Below are 17,238 nucleotides of genomic sequence, written 5' to 3'. Positions count from 1 at the left end.
GGTCTTATCCCTTTTCCACATCCGGCGCATCGACGGCTTTCATGCCGACGATGTGATAGCCCGAATCCACATGCAGGTTCTCGCCGGTCACGCCGCTGCTGAGATCCGACAGCAGATACAGCGCCGATTTGCCCACGTCATCGATGGTCACGTTGCGACGCAGGGGCGAGTTGTATTCGTTCCACTTCATGATGTAGCGGAAATCGCCGATGCCGCTGGCGGCCAGGGTCTTGATCGGCCCGGCCGAGATCGCGTTGATGCGGATGTTGTCCTTGCCCAGGTCCTCGGCCAGATATTTCACCGACGCCTCGAGCGCGGCCTTGGCCACACCCATGACATTGTAATGCGGCATGACCTGCTCGGCGCCGTAATAGGTCAGGGTGATGGCGCTGCCGCCGTCGGTCATCAGCTTCTCGGCGCGTTGCATGACGGCCGTGAAGGAATAGACCGAGATGTCCATGGTCAGCTTGAAATTGGCGCGCGACGTGTCGACGTAGCGGCCGCGCAGCTCGTTCTTGTCCGAGAAGCCGATGGCATGGACGACGAAATCCAGCTTGCCCCATTTTTCCTTCAGCGCGTCGAACAAGGCATCGATCGAGTCCTCGTCGCTGACGTCGCAGGGCAACACGATTTCGCTGCCCAGTTGCGCGGCCAGCGGATCGACCCGTTTCTTCAGAGCGTCGCTCTGGTAGGAAAAGGCCAGTTCGGCGCCGGCGTCCGACAAGGCGCGGGCGATCCCCCATGCGATGGATTTGTCATTGGCCAGTCCCATGATGAGGCCGCGCTTGCCGGCCATCAACTGATTTGACATGTTCGGTTCTCCGCCTGTCGTCGCGTTGCGTTGCGTTGGTTTAGGCCATTGATTGCGCTGCATCAAGGCTATCTGTCCTTGTCCATGGCGGGTTCTCGCCCTAACGTCAGAGCCAATTCATTCCAGGGGATGGGCATGAGCGAGAGAAATGGCATTTTTGCCGGCGACGACCCGTTTGAAATCGCGCGTCGCTGGTTGGCCGAGGCCGAGAAGACGGAACCGAACGACCCGAACGCGATTGCGTTGGCGACCGTGGACCCGGACGGCATGCCCAATGCGCGGATGGTGTTGCTGAAGGAAATCGAGCCGGACGGTTTCGTGTTCTATACGAATTATCACAGCGCCAAGGCCCGCGAACTGGAAAGTGCGGGAAAGGCCGCTTTCGTGATGCACTGGAAATCGTTGCGGCGTCAGGTGCGGGTTCGTGGTACCATCATCAGGGAAGATGGAGCGAAGGCCGACGAATATTTCTCGTCGCGGTCACTGAAAAGCCGTTTGGGCGCATGGGCTTCGCGGCAGTCGGAGCCGCTGAGCAGCCGGACGGCCTTGATGGCCGAGGTGGCCAAGGTCACGGCAAGGCTGGGGTCCAATCCGCCGCGTCCCGAGTTCTGGGGCGGTTATCGGCTGATCCCGGTGGAAATTGAATTCTGGGCCGACGGGGCGTTTCGGCTGCATGACAGGTTTCAGTGGCGTCGCGAGAGTCCCGGTCAGAATTGGATAATCCAGAGGTTGAATCCGTGACATTCGCGCGACGTGAAATGCAACACTCGGAAATGACAGCGGTTTTTAACCTTGAACTTGTTAACGATATGCGGGATCTACGAGCCTCGGACCAGCAGCAATAATTCGTGATGGAAGCACCGTGTCAGACGACCAGAACACAATGTACCGCGTTCGCGGACACGTAAAATGGTTCGACCCCGCCAAGGGGTACGGGTTCGTCGTGTCTGACGAGGGTGGTCCAGATATCTTGCTGCATGTGAACGTGTTGCGAAATTTCGGTCAGAGTTCGGTCGCGGACGGTGCCGGAATTGAAATCATGACCCATCGCACCGACCGTGGCGTTCAGGCGGTCGAGGTGCTTGGCATCGACCCGCCCGAGCGGGCCGATTCGATGATGCTGGCTGATTTCGCCGAGATGGATCCCGCGCAGATCGCCCGGATGCCGCTGGAGCCCGCGCGCGTGAAATGGTTCGACAAGGCCAAGGGATTCGGCTTTGCCAATGTGTTCGGCCGGGACGAGGACGTGTTCCTGCATATCGAGGTTTTGCGCCGGTCGGGGTTTGCGGATCTGCAACCTGGCGAGGCGCTGGCCATGCGGGTCATTGACGGCAAGCGCGGCCGGATGGCCGTGCAGGTTCTGGCCTGGGAATCCGCACTGAAGAATTGAGAGGGAATGATACGGGCTCTGGTTCTTGCAGCTTTGACCTCTGTCTGGGCGCAGGCTGCCATGGCTGGCTGTCGCCCGGATCAGGTTTTTCTGCGCAACGAGGTGGCGCAGGTGCGGTTCGATGTCGAACTGGCCATCACGCCGCAGGACCGCGCGCGTGGGTTGATGTTCCGAGAGTCGCTGCCGCGTCAGGCCGGAATGCTGTTCGTGTTCGATCCGCCGCAGCCGGTGGCGTTCTGGATGAAGAATACCCTGATCCCGCTCGACATGATCTTTGTCGACCGCCGGGGCGTCGTTACCCGCGTGCATCGCGGTGCCATACCGGGTGATCTGACCCCGATCGACGGGGGCGATGCGGTTTTTGCGGTTCTGGAGATCAACGCGGGGCTGGCGGCGCGATACGGGATTGGCCCGGGCACGCAACTGCGTCACGAAATTTTTGCGGAAGGTCCTGCGATCTGGCCCTGTTAGGGGTTTTCAAATCAACAAGTCGCGGTTAGGAAGGCGCACGGTCCGGGGCGTGGCGCAGTCTGGTAGCGCACCTGTTTTGGGTACAGGGGGTCGTAGGTTCGAATCCTGCCGCCCCGACCACTTTCCACTTACAGCGGCATTCCACCGAAATACCGGTAGAGGGTCGTAAGCTCCTGATCCAGGGCCGCGCTTTCGATGGGAACCTTGACCGGTGCGCCCTCTTTCTGGGGGATCAGGAAGAACAGTTCGGCATCCACGCGATAGCCTGCCGTATTGCGTCGGGCGGACAACCGCCGGATGCCTTTGGGCAGGTCTTGCGTTGACCCGTCATAACTCAGAATCAGAAAGGCGGTGGTGTCGGGCGGCAGGGCGGAAAGGCATTCGAATTGCGTCGACTTCGTTTTGCGGAATTGCTCGCCGGGTCCGTCGCAACTGATCTCGAAGGTTTCGAGCAATTGCCGAGGATAGTCAGTGAACTGGGCGCTGCGCGAGGTCGGCTCCGGGGGCGACGATGTACACCCCCAAAGAAGGGGTGGTCCAAGAGCGAGAGCGATGAGTGCGTTTTTCACAACGGTTCCTGTCAACTCGTGGGCGCGAGATCCGCGAGCCCCAATGGCCTCGGATCCGTGATTCCCGATTCAGTATGGGGCAGAAGGGCTTGCTTGACCATTGTGCTGCAACCGCTCTGAAAAAAGGTGAAAAAACCGAATGCGCACCGGGCCTGCGGAAAAAACGGTCGCCCTGTGGATGAATCGGTTCCGGTGCGCGGGCGCCGTCCGGACGAGCGGGGTCAACCGAAAAGTTCTGTGTTTCGAGCAAAAAATCTCGTTGACCAACTATGGGTAGATACGCCAGATTGTATGGGCCGAAGCAATGGCCACTAAATCTGGTATGAAAAGCCAGTCAAAGGGCAACGGGCGAGGCTCGGAAGCAAACTCAAACTGACGTGTACCGTTCAGACGGGTTCACGCCGCTTTTGCGGCGCCGGGCCAATATGTCCAGAGGTTTCTTGCAGGCACGGCGGGCGGCACCCAGCCGATTGTGAATTGGGTGCCGGGGACATGAATTGCACTGTTTGATGATCTGGGGCTGCGGACATGAAGATTGAAAGAAAGTTTACGAAACCTGGGCAGGACGCTTATGCCGATCTGGACTTCGTGTCCGTCACTTCGGAAATCCGCAACCCCGACGGCACCATCGTGTTCCGGCTGGAAGGCATCGAGGTGCCCTCGACCTGGAGCCAGGTCGCCAGCGACGTGATCGCACAGAAATATTTCCGCAAGGCCGGCGTTCCCAGCAAACTGAAGAAAGTGCGCGAGAAGGACGTGCCCGAATTTCTGTGGCGCTCGGTTCCTGCCGAGGATGCCGAGTTCGGAGGGGAGACGTCCTCGAAGCAGGTGTTCGACCGTCTGGCCGGTGCTTGGGCCTACTGGGGCTGGAAGGGCGGCTATTTCTCGACCGAAGAGGACGCGCGCGCCTATTTCGACGAGATGCGCTATATGCTGGCGACCCAGCGCGCCGCGCCGAACAGCCCGCAGTGGTTCAACACCGGTCTGCACTGGGCCTACGGGATCGACGGCCCGGCCCAAGGTCACCACTATGTGGACTACAAGACCGGCAAGCTGACCAAGTCGAAATCGGCCTATGAACATCCGCAGCCGCACGCGTGTTTCATCCAGTCCGTCGACGACGACCTGGTGAACGAAGGCGGCATCATGGATCTGTGGGTGCGCGAGGCGCGCCTGTTCAAATACGGCTCGGGCACCGGGACCAATTTCAGCCATCTGCGTGCAGAAGGCGAGGCGCTGTCGGGTGGCGGCAAGTCCTCGGGGCTGATGGGCTTTCTCAAGATCGGCGACCGCGCCGCTGGCGCGATCAAATCAGGCGGGACAACCCGTCGGGCAGCAAAGATGGTGATCGTCGATGCAGATCACCCTGACATCGAGCAATTCATCGAATGGAAGGTGATCGAAGAGCAGAAGGTGGCCTCGATCGTTGCCGGATCGAAGATGCACGAGAAGATGCTGAACGGCATTTTCGAGGCCATCCGCGCCTGGGACGGTGCGCAGGCGGATGCCTATGATCCCAAGAAGAACGACGCGCTGAAAACGGCGATCCGCGAGGCGAAAAAGGTCGCGATCCCCGAGACTTACATCAAGCGCGTGCTGGATTATGCCAAGCAGGGCCACGACAGCATCGAGTTCCCGACCTATGACACCGACTGGGATTCCGAGGCCTACAACTCGGTCTCGGGCCAGAACTCGAACAACTCGATCCGTGTGACCAACGCCTTCCTGAAGGCGGTCGAAAAGGATGCCGACTGGGAACTGATCAACCGCACCGACGGCAAGGTGGCCAAGGTGGTCAAGGCGCGCGACCTGTGGGAAAAGGTTGGCCATGCGGCCTGGGCCTGCGCCGATCCGGGCATTCAATTCCACGACACGGTCAACGAATGGCACACTTGCCCCGAAGACGGCGAGATTCGCGGCTCGAACCCGTGCTCGGAATACATGTTCCTGGATGACACGGCCTGCAACCTGGCGTCGATGAACCTGCTGACCTTCCTGAAGGATGGCGAGTTCCAGGCGGCCGATTACATGCACGCGGCCCGTCTGTGGACGCTGACGCTGGAAATCTCGGTGATGATGGCGCAGTTCCCGTCGAAAGAGATCGCGCAACTGTCCTATGATTTCCGCACGCTGGGTCTGGGCTATGCCAACATCGGCGGGCTGCTGATGAACATGGGCTATGGCTACGACTCGGACGAGGGTCGCGCGATCTGTGGTGCCCTGACCGCGATCATGACCGGCGTTGCTTACGCCACCTCGGCCGAGATCGCCGGAGAGCTGGGGCCGTTCGCGGGCTATGAGCGCAACGCCGAGCATATGCTGCGGGTTATTCGCAACCACCGTCGCGCCGCGCAGGGCGTGACCGAAGGGTACGAGAAACTCTCGGTCAAGCCGGTGCCGCTGGATCACGCCAACTGCCCCGACAAGCGCCTGGTCGATCTGGCCATGAGCGCCTGGGACGAAGCGCTGAGCCTGGGCGAGAAGAACGGCTATCGCAACGCGCAGGCCACGGTGATCGCGCCGACCGGCACGATCGGTCTGGTGATGGACTGCGACACCACCGGGATCGAGCCCGATTTTGCGCTGGTCAAGTTCAAGAAACTGGCCGGAGGCGGCTATTTCAAGATCATCAACCGCTCGGTTCCGGCCGCGCTGGAAAAGCTGGGCTATTCCTCGGCCCAGATCGAAGAGATCGTGTCCTACGCGGTGGGGCATGGCACCTTGGGCAACGCGCCGGGGATCAACCACACCTCGCTGACCGGTCACGGGTTCGGCCCGAACGAGCTGGCGAAGATCGACGCCGCGCTGGAAAGCGCGTTCGACATCCGGTTCGTCTTCAACCAGTGGACGCTGGGCGAGGATTTCTGCACCGGTGTTCTGGGCATCCCGGCCAGCAAGCTGAACGATCCGACCTTTGACATGCTGCGCCATCTGGGCTTCAGCAAGGCGGATATCGAGGCGGCCAACGACCATGTCTGCGGCACCATGACCCTGGAAGGGGCCCCGCATCTGAAGCCCGAGCACTATGCGATCTTCGACTGCGCCAACCCCTGCGGCAAGAAGGGCAAGCGGTTCCTGGGGGTCGACAGCCACATCAAGATGATGGCGGCGGCGCAAAGCTTCATCTCGGGGGCGATCAGCAAGACGATCAACATGCCCAACGACGCCACCATCGAAGATTGCCAGAAGGCCTACGAGCTGTCCTGGAGCCTGGGCGTCAAGGCCAACGCGCTGTATCGCGACGGATCCAAACTCAGCCAGCCGCTGGCGGCGGCGCTGGTCGAGGATGACGATGAGGCGGCGGAAATCCTGGAAAGCGGATCGGCGCGGGAAAAGGCCGTGACCTTGGCCGAAAAGGTCATTGAGAAGGTCGTGGTCAAGGAGGTCATCCGCAGCCACCGCGAAAAGCTGCCGCATCGCCGCAAGGGGTACACTCAGAAGGCGATCGTGGGCGGCCACAAGGTCTATCTGCGCACCGGCGAGTTCGAGGATGGCAAACTGGGCGAGATCTTCATCGACATGCACAAGGAAGGCGCCGGCTTCCGCGCGATGATGAACAACTTTGCCATCGCGGTCTCGGTCGGCCTGCAATACGGGGTGCCGCTGGAAGAGTTCGTTGACGCCTTCACCTTCACCAAGTTCGAACCGGCCGGGATGGTGCAGGGCAACGACTCGATCAAGAACGCCACGTCGATCCTCGACTACATCTTCCGCGAGCTGGCGGTGTCGTATCTGGATCGCACCGACCTGGCCCATGTGAAGCCGCAAGGCGCAACTTTCGACGATCTGGGCCGTGGCGAGGAAGAAGGCGTGTCGAACGTCGCCGAAGTCAGCGACAGCGCGGCGTCGAAATCGCTGGAGGTGCTGAAACAGATCAGCTCGACCGGCTATCTGCGCAAGCGGCTTCCGCAGGATCTGGTGGTGTTCAACGGCGGGCAGGCGGCCGCGACCGGCATGTCCGAGGCCTCCGTCACCTTCGAGACCAAAAGCGAGACCACCGTCGTTGCCGAGACGGCCTCCGGGATGGATGCCCGGACCAAGGCCAAGATGCAGGGTTACGAGGGCGATCCCTGCGGGGAATGCGGGAACTACACGCTGGTGCGCAACGGCACCTGCATGAAATGCAACACCTGCGGCGCAACCAGCGGGTGTAGCTGAGCCAAACGCCCCGGCAGCCCGGGGCGCAGGGGCCGGACGCTGCCGATACGGTGCCGGTCCCGACGAATACGGAGACAGGCCGCAAGGCTTACCATCTGGCCTTTCTCCGCCCGGCCGACATGCCCGTGTCGGCCAGGAACAGGGTGGGGCGGAATATTTGCTCCTTCCCACTCTTTCACGGGGCGGGTGCGCTCGTCCCATGTGCAGTCCAGGCCGCAGGCAAAAAACACCGGGCGGTCAATGAGAATGAGCCTGGACGGCAAAACTGACAGGGGGCTTCGGCCCCCTTTCTTTTTGGGCGGCGTTCTGCCGGATCGGGCCGCCCGCATGAGGGGAGTCATGCCGCAACGCCCCGGCGGAATTTTGCACGGCAAAAGATCGCGCGGCCGCGTACGCAAAAGGGGCGGGGATCGGCGCGAATCGGGCCGTTCGGCACGGCGGCGATGACAGGGGCCGGGCAAGGGTGTTTGGTGCCGGTGTCCGGACAGACTACCGCACACCCCTTACCTGGAGATCAAACGATGAAACCTCGCAATCTGGCCCTTCTGGCCACCGTGACCTTGAGCGTTCCGGAATTTGCCCTGGCCCAAGGCAGTGCCGATGCCAACGTCGACGGCGTTCTGACCATCGAAGAGGTGCAGGCCGTTCTGCCTGACATGGATGCAGACACGTTTTCGGCGATGGATGCAAATGGTGACGGCGCGCTGGATCAGGCCGAAATCGCCGTCGCGCAGGAGGCAGGGTTGCTTCCCCCAAGCAACGGCTGACACCTGTCGGCGGAGGACGGCCCGGGGAAAACCCGGGCCGTTTTTCAATGTGTTAAGCGGGCAAGTGAATGTTGAACCTGCTGCGGATCCGGGCATCCAGTGCCGGGTCGAACCGGGCGGGCGACGGCTGGCCCAAAATCTCTTCCTTGCGGGCGGTCGCCCTGGCAATCAGGTCCGGTTTGCCCAGTTCGGCCCATTCCTTGGGCGAGGTCCGATCCCCCAGCGTGGGATAGACATAGTCGGCCTGCATCCGGCCGAGCGTGGCATCGGTGCCCAGATAATGGCCCGGCCCGCCCAGACAGACCTCGGCAATCTGGTCGACGGCCAGGGTGTCGTCATTCACCTCGATCCCGCGGACGCAGCGCAGGGCCTGTCCGATCAGGTCGTCGCCCAGAATCAGGCTCTCGAAACAGAAGCCCAGCAACGAGGCGTGCATTCCCGCAGCCTCGTACACCATGTTCAACCCCGACAGCCCGGCCATGATGTTCGAACACATCTGCTCCCACCCGGCCTGCATGTCGGGCAGTTTGGCATCCGAGGCGCCGGCCGCGGCACCGCCCGGCATGTCGTAGAACTTGTGCATCTGGGCGCAGCCCGCGCTCAGCAGCGCCTGCTCGCCCGAGCCGACCGACATCGCGCCCGTGCGCAGGTCCAGGCCAAAGGGCCAGGTGCCAATAACCGCCGGAGCACCGGGACTTACGGCATTGACATAAACCAGCCCGGCCAGGCATTCGGCGGTGGCCTGAACGATCGCGCCCGCGATGGTCGAAGGCGCGGTTGCCCCCGCCATGCCGGCCGACAGCAGCAGCACCGGCATGCCGGCCTTGATGCATTCCTCCATCACCTGGCAGCTTTCGGTGGCGAATTTCATCGGCGGCACGACGAAACAGTTCGAATTCGACACGAAAGGCCGTTCGCGCCACTTGTCCTCGCCGCCGGCGATCATGTGCAGCATCTCCATCGCCGGCGCCACATAGCTGGGGTCGGTGAAGGACGTACCGATATGTTTGTAGGTGCCGGAACAGCAGGCATAGATCGTGTTCAGGTCCATTTCGCGGTTGTCGGCGATGTCTCGGCAGACCATGGGCCGCTGCACGAAATGGATGTTGTCCAACTGCTCGCAGATCCGGGCCGCGTCGTGCAGGTCCTGCACGGTCGAGTCGCGATAGTTGCGGCCCTGGGCATCGACCATGCTGACCGCGGCCCCGGCGGTGCCGTAGTGCACGCGGTTGCCCGAAAGTTCGAGATCGGTCTTGCCGTCGCGGCTGTAGAGCGTCACCGAGCGGTTGGCGCGGGCGATCGTGTCCTCGACCAGCGCGCGGGGAAAGCGGATGCGCCCGTCGTCGCCAAGCGCGCAACCGGCGCTCACAAGATAGTCGATGCCGCTGGGCGGTGCGTCGGCCAGGCCGATGGTTTCCAGCGCGTCCAGCGCGGCGGCGTGAATACGCTCCATGTCCTGCTGGCCGAGCGGTTCGTACGTGCCGCCCTCAAGCCCGGGGCGGACGGGGCGGAGATGTTCGGGCAAGGCTGCGGCACGGGCGGCACGACGGGCGGCGCGGCCGCCGCTGCGGGGCGTTGAGCGTGAGTGATCGTTCATCGTGAGGTTTCCAAGTTGTCTGTCAGGTCAAAGGTGAATACTTCGGCCCGTCACGGCCGCCCTCGGGCCGCGCGTCCCCGATCGGCACCGATGGTGCGGCTGATCAGGCAGATCTTCCAGACATCGTTTGGCATGTAGTCCTCAACTCCTGCGGCGAATGGTGTCAGGGTCCGAACAAGCAATCTGTCCTGTTTGCGACCGATGTCGTTTTTGGCCCTGGAAAATCCGCATTGCGATGAAGTCGCCCATAAATCCTCACGCAGTGGGCGAAATATGTTATGCTTCCATTACTTATTGTTAAGATTTGCGTGACCTGAATTGATCTGAGGGCGCCAAGGCACATGTTTGATTGAGGTACACAGCACCGCACCTGTTGCAATCGCACAGGGTGCCGAACGAAAACCGGAGGCTTGCATGAAACTGATCCGCGCCTTGCTGTCGGTCCTGCTGATTCCAGCGGCGCAGGTGGCGTTGGCCGAGGATTGGACCGGTGCTTACGCCGGGTTCACCTTCGGTTATACCGACGCGGACGGCCCCGGCGGCAGCGGAGACAATTAGGGCAGCATCGGTGCGAATATCGGATACGATCTGGATCTGGGCAGTTTCGTCGTCGGCGGCGAGTTCGAATATGATCGGCTGAATCTCGACCTGGGCGCCTCGGAGGGCAGTTTGGACAGCGTGTCCCGCGTGAAACTGCGCGGCGGGTACGAGTTCGGGCCCGCTTTGGGCTATGTCGTGGTGGGTGCCGCGCGGGCGAATACTTCGGGCGACAGCGACACGGCCGCCGTCTACGGGATCGGCTTCGCCTATCCTCTGGGCGATCGGCTGATCATCAGTGGCGAAGCGATGCGGCAGAATTTCAACGATGTCACGCGGTCGCGCGGAGACCTGGATACCAACACCTTCAATCTGCGCACGACCTTCCGCTTCTGAACGCAACCCGTCTGCGGTCACTCCGCCGCTGTCTGACCCGCCAGCCGGGCGGCGAAATCGCACAGGGTCTGAAGGGCCGCGGCGAACCGGTCATCATCAATGGTCATGGCCACGCGCACATGCCCTGCGGCGGCCTGGCCGAAGCTTTCTCCGGGCATGACCGCGATAGCGTGGGTGTCCAGCAGCGCATTGGCGAAATCTTCGCCGCTTTGCCCCGTCGCGCGGATGTCCAGCATCAGATACATCGCGCCTTGGGCCGGGATCAGGCCAACGGTGTTCTGTCGGGCCAGATCCTGCATCGCCAGAGCGCGGCGGCGGCGGAAGGGGGCCGCGGCCTCTTGCTCCAGTTCGTCCCCCGCAGTCAGCGCAAAGCTGGCGGCGTCCTGAATGAAACCCGGAACCCCGTAGGTGGTGTGCGTGGCGAGGTTGATGAGATGTTCGATGGCCTCTTCGGGGCCAACGATCCAACCACAGCGCGACCCGGTCATGGCGTGGGACTTCGACATCGAGCCCACGACCAGGGTGCGATCGGCCATACCGGGCAGGGCGCGGGGCGACAGGTGTGCGCCGTCCCAGACCTGCGTGTCATAGACCTCGTCCGAGATCAGCCAGAGGTTCCGCTCGCGGCACAGATCGGCGATCTCGGTCAGGGTTTCGCGGGAATAGACGACCCCGGTCGGGTTGTTCGGCGTGTTGATCAGCAATGATGCGGCACCCTCGGCCTGTTCCGCGATCCGAGCCGCGTCGGGCTGAAAGGCGTCCTCGGCCCGGGTCTGAACCGCGCGCGATCGCGCCGGCCCCGCGGATCGTGCCGGGATAGGTCGCGTAGAACGGGTCGAGATAGAGGCCCACATCGCCCGGGTCGCACGCTGCCATATGCGCGGCGAACAGCGCGGCCTGTCCGCCCGGGGTGATCAACACGTTGTGGCGCGTGGTGGGAACGCCCGTCCGGGTCTGCACCCGCGCGGCCACGGTATCGCGCAGCAGATCGGTGCCCGGAACCATGGCGTATCCGGTATGGCCCGCGCGCGCCGACCGGTCCATCTCGGACAGGATCGAGGGGTGGGTGCGGATGTCATGCTCGCCGATGGTCAGCTCGGTCACGGCCTGGCCTTCGGCGATCATGCGGCGCGCGCGATAGAACACATCCCACCCGTCCGAACCGCCTCCGGTCAGATGCGTGATGCGGTGCGAAAGTTTCATGGCGCGCCTCCGTTGCAGCAAGTCCGCCGAATGGGTCAGAGCCGCGGTGATTTGTCAATCAGCTTCCCCGGTAGGCAACAGAAGTCTTGGCGTGCGGGGCCGGGCGTGCTATGGGATGGGCCATGAACCGGAAGACCTGCATCATTATCTGCTGCATTCCCTGCTGAACTTTCACGCGGGCCGGTTTCTTTCGTTTTCTTCCCTGAGACAAGTTGCTAAGCCCGCGTCAACGCGCACGCTATTGCTGTATCCAGGAGCCAGACGCATGACGACGATCAAACTGCACAACACGCGGACCCGGACGAAGGAAGATTTCGTTCCGATCGATCCCGACAACGTGCGGATGTATGTCTGCGGACCCACCGTGTATGACCGGGCGCATCTGGGAAATGCGCGGCCCGTGGTGGTGTTTGACGTGCTTTATCGCCTGCTGCGCCATGTCTACGGGCCCGAGCATGTGACCTATGTGCGCAACTTCACCGACGTCGATGACAAGATCAACGCGACGGCCCTGGCGCGCAAGCAGGCCGGGGCCGAAGGAACGCTCGAGCAGTTGGTGCAGGAGCGGTCGGACGAGACGATCGGCTGGTACCTGCATGACATGGGCGCGCTGGGGGCGCTGGAGCCCGACCAGATGCCGCGGGCCACGCGGTACATTGACCAGATGATCGCCATGATCGAGGACCTGATCGCCAAGGGTCACGCCTATGAGGCCGAGGGGCATGTTCTGTTCGCGGTGGACAGCTGGCGCGACGAGTATGGCAAGCTGTCTGGCCGGTCGGTCGATGACATGATCGCAGGCGCGCGGGTCGAGGTGGCGCCCTACAAGAAGAACCCGATGGATTTCGTGCTGTGGAAGCCCTCGGACGATGAACTGCCCGGGTGGGAGTCGCCCTGGGGTCGGGGGCGTCCGGGCTGGCATATCGAATGCTCGGCTATGAGCTATGAGTTGCTGGGCGAGAGTTTCGACATCCATGGCGGCGGCAATGACCTGATGTTCCCGCACCACGAAAACGAGATCGCCCAGAGCAAATGCGCCCATCCGCACGGCGAATTCGCGCGCTATTGGCTGCATAACGAGATGCTGCAGGTCGAAGGCAAGAAGATGTCCAAATCGCTGGGCAATTTCTTCACCGTGCATGACCTGCTGGATCAGGGCGTACCGGGAGAGGTGATCCGGTTCGTCTTTTTGCAGACCCACTATCGCAAGCCGATGGACTGGACCGAGAAAAAGGCGCGCGAGGCCGAGGCCACGTTGCGCAAGTGGCGGGCGCTGACTGCGGGCATCGAACCCGCAGCCAGCGCGGCGCCCGCGGTGATCGAGGCGCTTGCCGATGACCTCAACACGGCGGGCGCCCTGGCCGAGCTGCATCGTCTGGCCTCGGACGGCGACGCCGCGACCTTGCTGGCCAGTGCGCGGGTCCTTGGCCTGTTGGAGCCTGACATGGGGGCCTGGGCCGAAACCGACGGCGTGGATCTGTCGGCCCATGCCGACCGGCTGTCCCGTGTTCGGGCCGAGGCGATGCAGACCAAGGATTTCTCGGAAGTGGATCGGTTGAAGGCCGCCTATCTGGCGGCCGGTCTGGAAGTTCGGATGAGCAAGGACGGGGTCGAATTGGTGCCCGGCGCGGGTTTTGACGCCAGCAGGCTGGAGGGCGTGGAATGAGCAAGGAGCGCCTGTACCTCTATGACACCACGCTGCGGGACGGGCAGCAGACGCAGGGCGTTCAGTTCTCGACCGCCGAAAAGGTCCAGATCGCGCAGGCGCTGGATGCTTTGGGGGTGGATTATATCGAAGGCGGCTGGCCCGGCGCGAACCCCACCGACAGCGCGTTTTTTGACGCCGCGCCCAAGACGCGCGCCTGCCTGACCGCCTTTGGCATGACCAAGCGGGCCGGACGCTCGGCCGAGAATGACGACGTGCTGGCCGCCGTCATGAACGCCGGCACGCGGGCGGTCTGTCTGGTGGGTAAGTCGCATGACTATCACGTGACCGACGCGCTGGGGATCTCGCTGGAGGAGAATGTCGAGAACGTCCGCGCCTCGGTCGCGCATATCGTGGCGCAGGGGCGCGAGGCGCTGTTCGATGCCGAGCATTTCTTTGACGGCTACAAGGACAACCCCGCCTATGCCATGCAGGTCTGTCAGGCGGCGCTGGAGGCCGGTGCCCGCTGGGTGGTGTTGTGCGACACCAATGGCGGCGCGCTGCCGGCCGAAGTTGGGCGGATCGTGTCCGAGCTGATCGCGGCGGGTTTTCCCGGCGACCGGCTGGGCATTCACACCCACAACGACACCGAAAATGCCGTGGCCTGTTCCTTGGCGGCCGTGGATGCCGGCGCGCGCCAGATTCAAGGCACGCTGAACGGGCTGGGTGAGCGCTGCGGCAACGCAAACCTGACCGCGCTGATCCCGACGCTGCTGTTGAAGGAGCCCTATGCCTCGGCCTTCGAGATCGGGGTCAGCCGCGACGCGCTGACCGGTCTGACCCGCATCAGCCGCATGCTGGACGACATCCTGAACCGGGTGCCCAGCAAACAGGCGGCCTATGTCGGCGCCTCGGCCTTTGCGCACAAGGCGGGGCTGCATGCCAGCGCGATCCTCAAGGACCCTTCGACCTATGAACATGTCGATCCGGCCACCGTGGGCAATGCGCGGATCATTCCGATGTCGAACCAGGCGGGCCAGTCGAACCTGCGCAAACGCCTGACCGAGGCCGGGTTGCAGGTCGAGCCGGGCGACCCGGCGCTGGGGCGCATCCTGGAGCGGATCAAGGCGCGCGAGGCCGAGGGGTATTCCTATGACACAGCGCAGGCCAGTTTCGAGCTGCTGGCCCGCGATGAACTGGGCCAGTTGCCGCAATTCTTCGAGGTCAAGCGCTACAAGGTCACGGTCGAGCGGCGCAAGAACAAGTACAACCAGATGGTCAGTCTGTCCGAGGCGGTCGTCGTGGTGAAGGTGGACGGCGAGAAGAAGCTGTCGGTCAGCGAGTCGCTGGACGAGAGCGGCAGCGACCGTGGCCCGGTGAACGCGCTGGCCAAGGCGCTGGCCAAGGATCTTGGGCAATACTCGCCCATTCTGGACGATATGCACCTGGTGGACTTCAAGGTGCGCATCACCCAGGGCGGGACCGAAGCCGTGACCCGAGTCATCATCGACAGCGAAGACGGGCAGGGGCGGCGCTGGTCCACGGTGGGGGTCAGCGCGAACATCGTCGATGCCTCGTTCGAGGCGCTGCTGGAGGCGATCCAGTGGAAGCTGGTGCGCGACTGCAGCCCGCAATTGGTGGTGGCCGAGTGAGCGTACCCTTCGACGACGACGTCAAGGCCTGCGCGGCGCTGGTCCACCGGGCCGACCCCGATCGGTTCATGGCCGCGATGGCCGCGCCCGTGCAGGCGCGGGCCGTGCTGTTTCCCATCTATGCGATGAATGTCGAGGTCGCCCGCGCGCCGTGGGTCACCCAAGAGCCGATGATCGCGGAAATGCGCCTGCAATGGTGGCGCGACGCGCTGCAGGAGATCGCCGAAGGGCCGACGGTGCGGCGGCACGAGGTGGTCACGCCCCTGTCGCGCGTCCTGTCCCCGCATCTGGCGGCGATGCTGGATGAATTCGTGGCCGTAAGGCGTTGGGATATTTACCGGGATCCGTTCGAGGACGAGGAGCACTTCGAGGCCTATCTGACGCACAGCGCCGGGTCGCTGATGGTCGCCTCGGCGCAAGCCCTGGGTGCCGCCGACGAAATGGTTCTGCGCGACTTTGGCTATGCGGTCGGTGTGGCGAACTGGTTCCGCGCCATCCCCGAGCTTGAAGCCCGCGGGCGCATTCCCCTGTTGGACGGGACGCCGGACGGGGTGCGCCAGCTTGCCAAGCGGGCGCTGGACCGGATGGCCGCGGCGCGAGCACGGCGCGCCGAGGTTTCGGATCGGGCACGCCCGGCGCTTGTGGCTGGGTGGCAGGCCGAATGGGTGTTGCGCCGCGTGGTCGCCGACCCGACAGCGGTCAGCCAGGGCGCCTTGAAACAAAGCGAGTTTCGTCGGCGGGCGTCCCTGATCTGGACCGCGACCACCGGTCGGTGGTGATCAGGCCGCGTCTGCCGCGTCGGGTCTGAGCACCAGCCACAGCAGCGCCCCGCCCGCAAGGGTCAGCAACGGCACCATCGCCAGGTTGACGGCGGTCCATCCCTCGACCGGGGATCCGCCCGAACAGTTCATCAGCCCGCCCGAGGCCAGTGAGGCCAATGTCACGCCTCCGAACACCAGCAGGTCGTTCAGGCCCTGCACGCGGCCGCGTTCATGCACCTCGTGCTGTGCGGCCAGCATGCTGGTGGCGCCGATGAAGCCGAAGTTCCACCCGACGCCAAGCAGCACGAGGGCCAGAAAGAAGTTCTCGATCTCAACGCCCTGCAGCGCAACGACACCCGCGCCGCCCAAAATCGCGAGGCCGATGGCGACCATCTTCTCGGCCCCGAACCGGGCGATCAGGTGACCGGTAAAGAAACTGGGAACATACATCGCCAGAACGTGGCTGGTGACCACATCCGCCGCATCACCTTCGGAGAAGCCACAGCCGACAACCGCCAGCGGCGTCGAGGTCATCACAAGGTTCATCAGCGCGTAGGAGACCATGGCACAGATGATGGCCACGGCGATGCGCGGAGTTTTCAGCAGTTCAAGTCGCGAGCGGCCTTTGGGGGCATCCTGTGACGGACGGTCGGGTGTCGGAATGTCCAGAAACAGGAACAGGACCGAACCGATGACGTTCACCGCGATCACCGCGAAATAGGTGCCCAGGAATGGAATGACATAGGCCTGCGAGGTCAGCTTGACGATCTGCGGCCCGATGATGGCGGCAGCCAGACCGCCGGCCATGACGTAGGAAATCGCCTTGGGCCGGAACGCGTCCGACGCTGTATCGGCGGCGGCAAAGCGATAGAAGCCATGCGCGCTCATGTAGATGCCGGTCAGCAGGCTGCCGACAAGAAAGACGGGGAACGACCCCAGGTACAGGCCATAGGCGCCCACGGCTCCGCCCACCGCACCGGCGGTTGCGCCGACCAGAAACCCGGCGCGGCGGCCCCAGCGCTGCATGATGGCCGAGACCGGCGTGGCCGCCAGCATCGACCCCAGAACGATCAGCGAAATCGGCAGTGTGGCGAGGCAGGCGTTGCTGGCCAGCGACTGGCCCGCCAATCCGCCGACGATGAAGATCATCGGCATCTGTGCGCCCAGAATCGCCTGCGCCGCCACCAGAACGGCAACGTTGCGCTTGGCGCGGGTATCGTCGGGGGCGGTGCTGGTCATCGTCATGCGCAAATGGGTATCGGCGAACCGGCGGACATACAA

General features: G+C 63.3%; 14 protein-coding genes, 1 tRNA gene and 1 pseudogene. 11 read left to right on the top strand and 5 right to left on the bottom strand.

The features are described from left to right. Positions 1 to 4 precede the first annotated feature (4 nt). Entirely contained in the window at positions 5 to 811 is an 807-nt protein-coding gene (gene fabI / locus F3H26_RS02160; RefSeq protein ID WP_149774417.1) for an enoyl-ACP reductase FabI, read from the bottom strand. A 135-nt stretch (positions 812 to 946) separates the two neighbouring features. Between fabI and pdxH the strand changes: the two genes are divergently transcribed. The 4 genes from pdxH to F3H26_RS02140 all read left to right on the top strand — a co-directional run bounded on the left by pdxH (position 947) and on the right by F3H26_RS02140 (position 2,792). After that, positions 947 to 1,552, top strand: a complete 606-nt coding sequence (gene pdxH / locus F3H26_RS02155; RefSeq protein ID WP_149774573.1) for a pyridoxamine 5'-phosphate oxidase — start codon at positions 947 to 949, stop codon at positions 1,550 to 1,552. A 142-nt stretch (positions 1,553 to 1,694) separates the two neighbouring features. Continuing rightward, the gene (locus F3H26_RS02150) at positions 1,695 to 2,201 is read left to right on the top strand and encodes a cold-shock protein (RefSeq protein WP_394349758.1); all 507 of its coding nucleotides are present in this window, start codon (positions 1,695 to 1,697) and stop codon (positions 2,199 to 2,201) included. A 6-nt stretch (positions 2,202 to 2,207) separates the two neighbouring features. Beyond that, positions 2,208 to 2,672: a DUF192 domain-containing protein gene (locus F3H26_RS02145; protein WP_149774415.1), complete on the top strand. Its 465-nt coding sequence runs from the start codon at positions 2,208 to 2,210 to the stop codon at positions 2,670 to 2,672. 43 nt (positions 2,673 to 2,715) lie between these two features. Beyond that, positions 2,716 to 2,792: transfer RNA gene (locus F3H26_RS02140), tRNA-Pro, on the top strand. A gap of 8 nt (positions 2,793 to 2,800) precedes the next feature. Here F3H26_RS02140 and F3H26_RS02135 read toward each other — a convergent pair. Next, a complete protein-coding gene (locus F3H26_RS02135; RefSeq protein ID WP_188127669.1) occupies positions 2,801 to 3,127 on the bottom strand; it encodes a hypothetical protein in 327 nt (108 codons plus the stop codon). Positions 3,128 to 3,769: 642 nt separating this feature from the next. On the opposite strand from F3H26_RS02135, the gene F3H26_RS02130 reads away from it, so the two are divergent. Continuing rightward, positions 3,770 to 7,399 (top strand): vitamin B12-dependent ribonucleotide reductase, encoded by a 3,630-nt coding sequence (locus F3H26_RS02130; protein ID WP_149774413.1) that lies wholly within the window; start codon positions 3,770 to 3,772, stop codon positions 7,397 to 7,399. A gap of 521 nt (positions 7,400 to 7,920) precedes the next feature. Beyond that, positions 7,921 to 8,166, top strand: a complete 246-nt coding sequence (locus tag F3H26_RS02125) for an EF-hand domain-containing protein (protein WP_149774412.1) — start codon at positions 7,921 to 7,923, stop codon at positions 8,164 to 8,166. 52 nt (positions 8,167 to 8,218) lie between these two features. On the opposite strand, the gene F3H26_RS02120 is transcribed toward F3H26_RS02125, so the two are convergent. Next, positions 8,219 to 9,763 carry a trimethylamine methyltransferase family protein gene (locus tag F3H26_RS02120; protein WP_149774411.1) on the bottom strand — a complete coding sequence of 515 codons (1,545 nt, stop codon included), beginning with the start codon at positions 9,761 to 9,763 and terminating at the stop codon, positions 8,219 to 8,221. A 414-nt stretch (positions 9,764 to 10,177) separates the two neighbouring features. Between F3H26_RS02120 and F3H26_RS19565 the strand changes: the two genes are divergently transcribed. Both F3H26_RS19565 and F3H26_RS02115 read left to right on the top strand, forming a co-directional pair. Beyond that, a complete protein-coding gene (locus F3H26_RS19565) occupies positions 10,178 to 10,321 on the top strand; it encodes a hypothetical protein (RefSeq protein ID WP_223162408.1) in 144 nt (47 codons plus the stop codon). Between the two features lie 6 nt (positions 10,322 to 10,327). Beyond that, the gene (locus F3H26_RS02115; protein ID WP_223162411.1) at positions 10,328 to 10,696 is read left to right on the top strand and encodes an outer membrane protein; all 369 of its coding nucleotides are present in this window, start codon (positions 10,328 to 10,330) and stop codon (positions 10,694 to 10,696) included. Between the two features lie 17 nt (positions 10,697 to 10,713). Here F3H26_RS02115 and F3H26_RS02110 read toward each other — a convergent pair. After that, positions 10,714 to 11,899: pseudogene (locus tag F3H26_RS02110) on the bottom strand (pyridoxal phosphate-dependent aminotransferase). A 265-nt stretch (positions 11,900 to 12,164) separates the two neighbouring features. On the opposite strand from F3H26_RS02110, the gene cysS reads away from it, so the two are divergent. From cysS to F3H26_RS02095, 3 genes are read left to right on the top strand one after another with little or no spacing between them, the layout of a single operon-like run. After that, positions 12,165 to 13,565, top strand: coding sequence for a cysteine--tRNA ligase (gene cysS / locus F3H26_RS02105; RefSeq protein ID WP_149774410.1), 1,401 nt, complete (start codon positions 12,165 to 12,167; stop codon positions 13,563 to 13,565). After that, on the top strand, positions 13,562 to 15,196 hold the full coding sequence (gene cimA, locus F3H26_RS02100) for a citramalate synthase (protein ID WP_149774409.1): 1,635 nt from the start codon (positions 13,562 to 13,564) through the stop codon (positions 15,194 to 15,196). The genes cysS and cimA overlap by 4 nt, the downstream gene beginning before the upstream one ends. Continuing rightward, the gene (locus F3H26_RS02095; protein ID WP_149774408.1) at positions 15,193 to 15,975 is read left to right on the top strand and encodes a squalene/phytoene synthase family protein; all 783 of its coding nucleotides are present in this window, start codon (positions 15,193 to 15,195) and stop codon (positions 15,973 to 15,975) included. Before cimA ends, F3H26_RS02095 begins: the two co-directional genes overlap by 4 nt. Here the strand turns inward: F3H26_RS02095 and F3H26_RS02090 are convergent, their stop codons facing one another. Then, complete coding sequence (locus F3H26_RS02090) at positions 15,976 to 17,202, bottom strand: MFS transporter (RefSeq protein WP_149774407.1); 1,227 nt, start codon at positions 17,200 to 17,202, stop codon at positions 15,976 to 15,978. Positions 17,203 to 17,238: the final 36 nt, after the last annotated feature.

The organism is Ruegeria intermedia, assembly GCF_900129345.1.
In the GTDB taxonomy this organism is placed as follows: Bacteria; Pseudomonadota; Alphaproteobacteria; order Rhodobacterales; family Rhodobacteraceae; genus Ruegeria; species Ruegeria intermedia.
The sequence above is the reverse complement of the archived record's forward strand: the minus strand, read 5'-3'. Positions and strand labels throughout refer to the sequence as shown.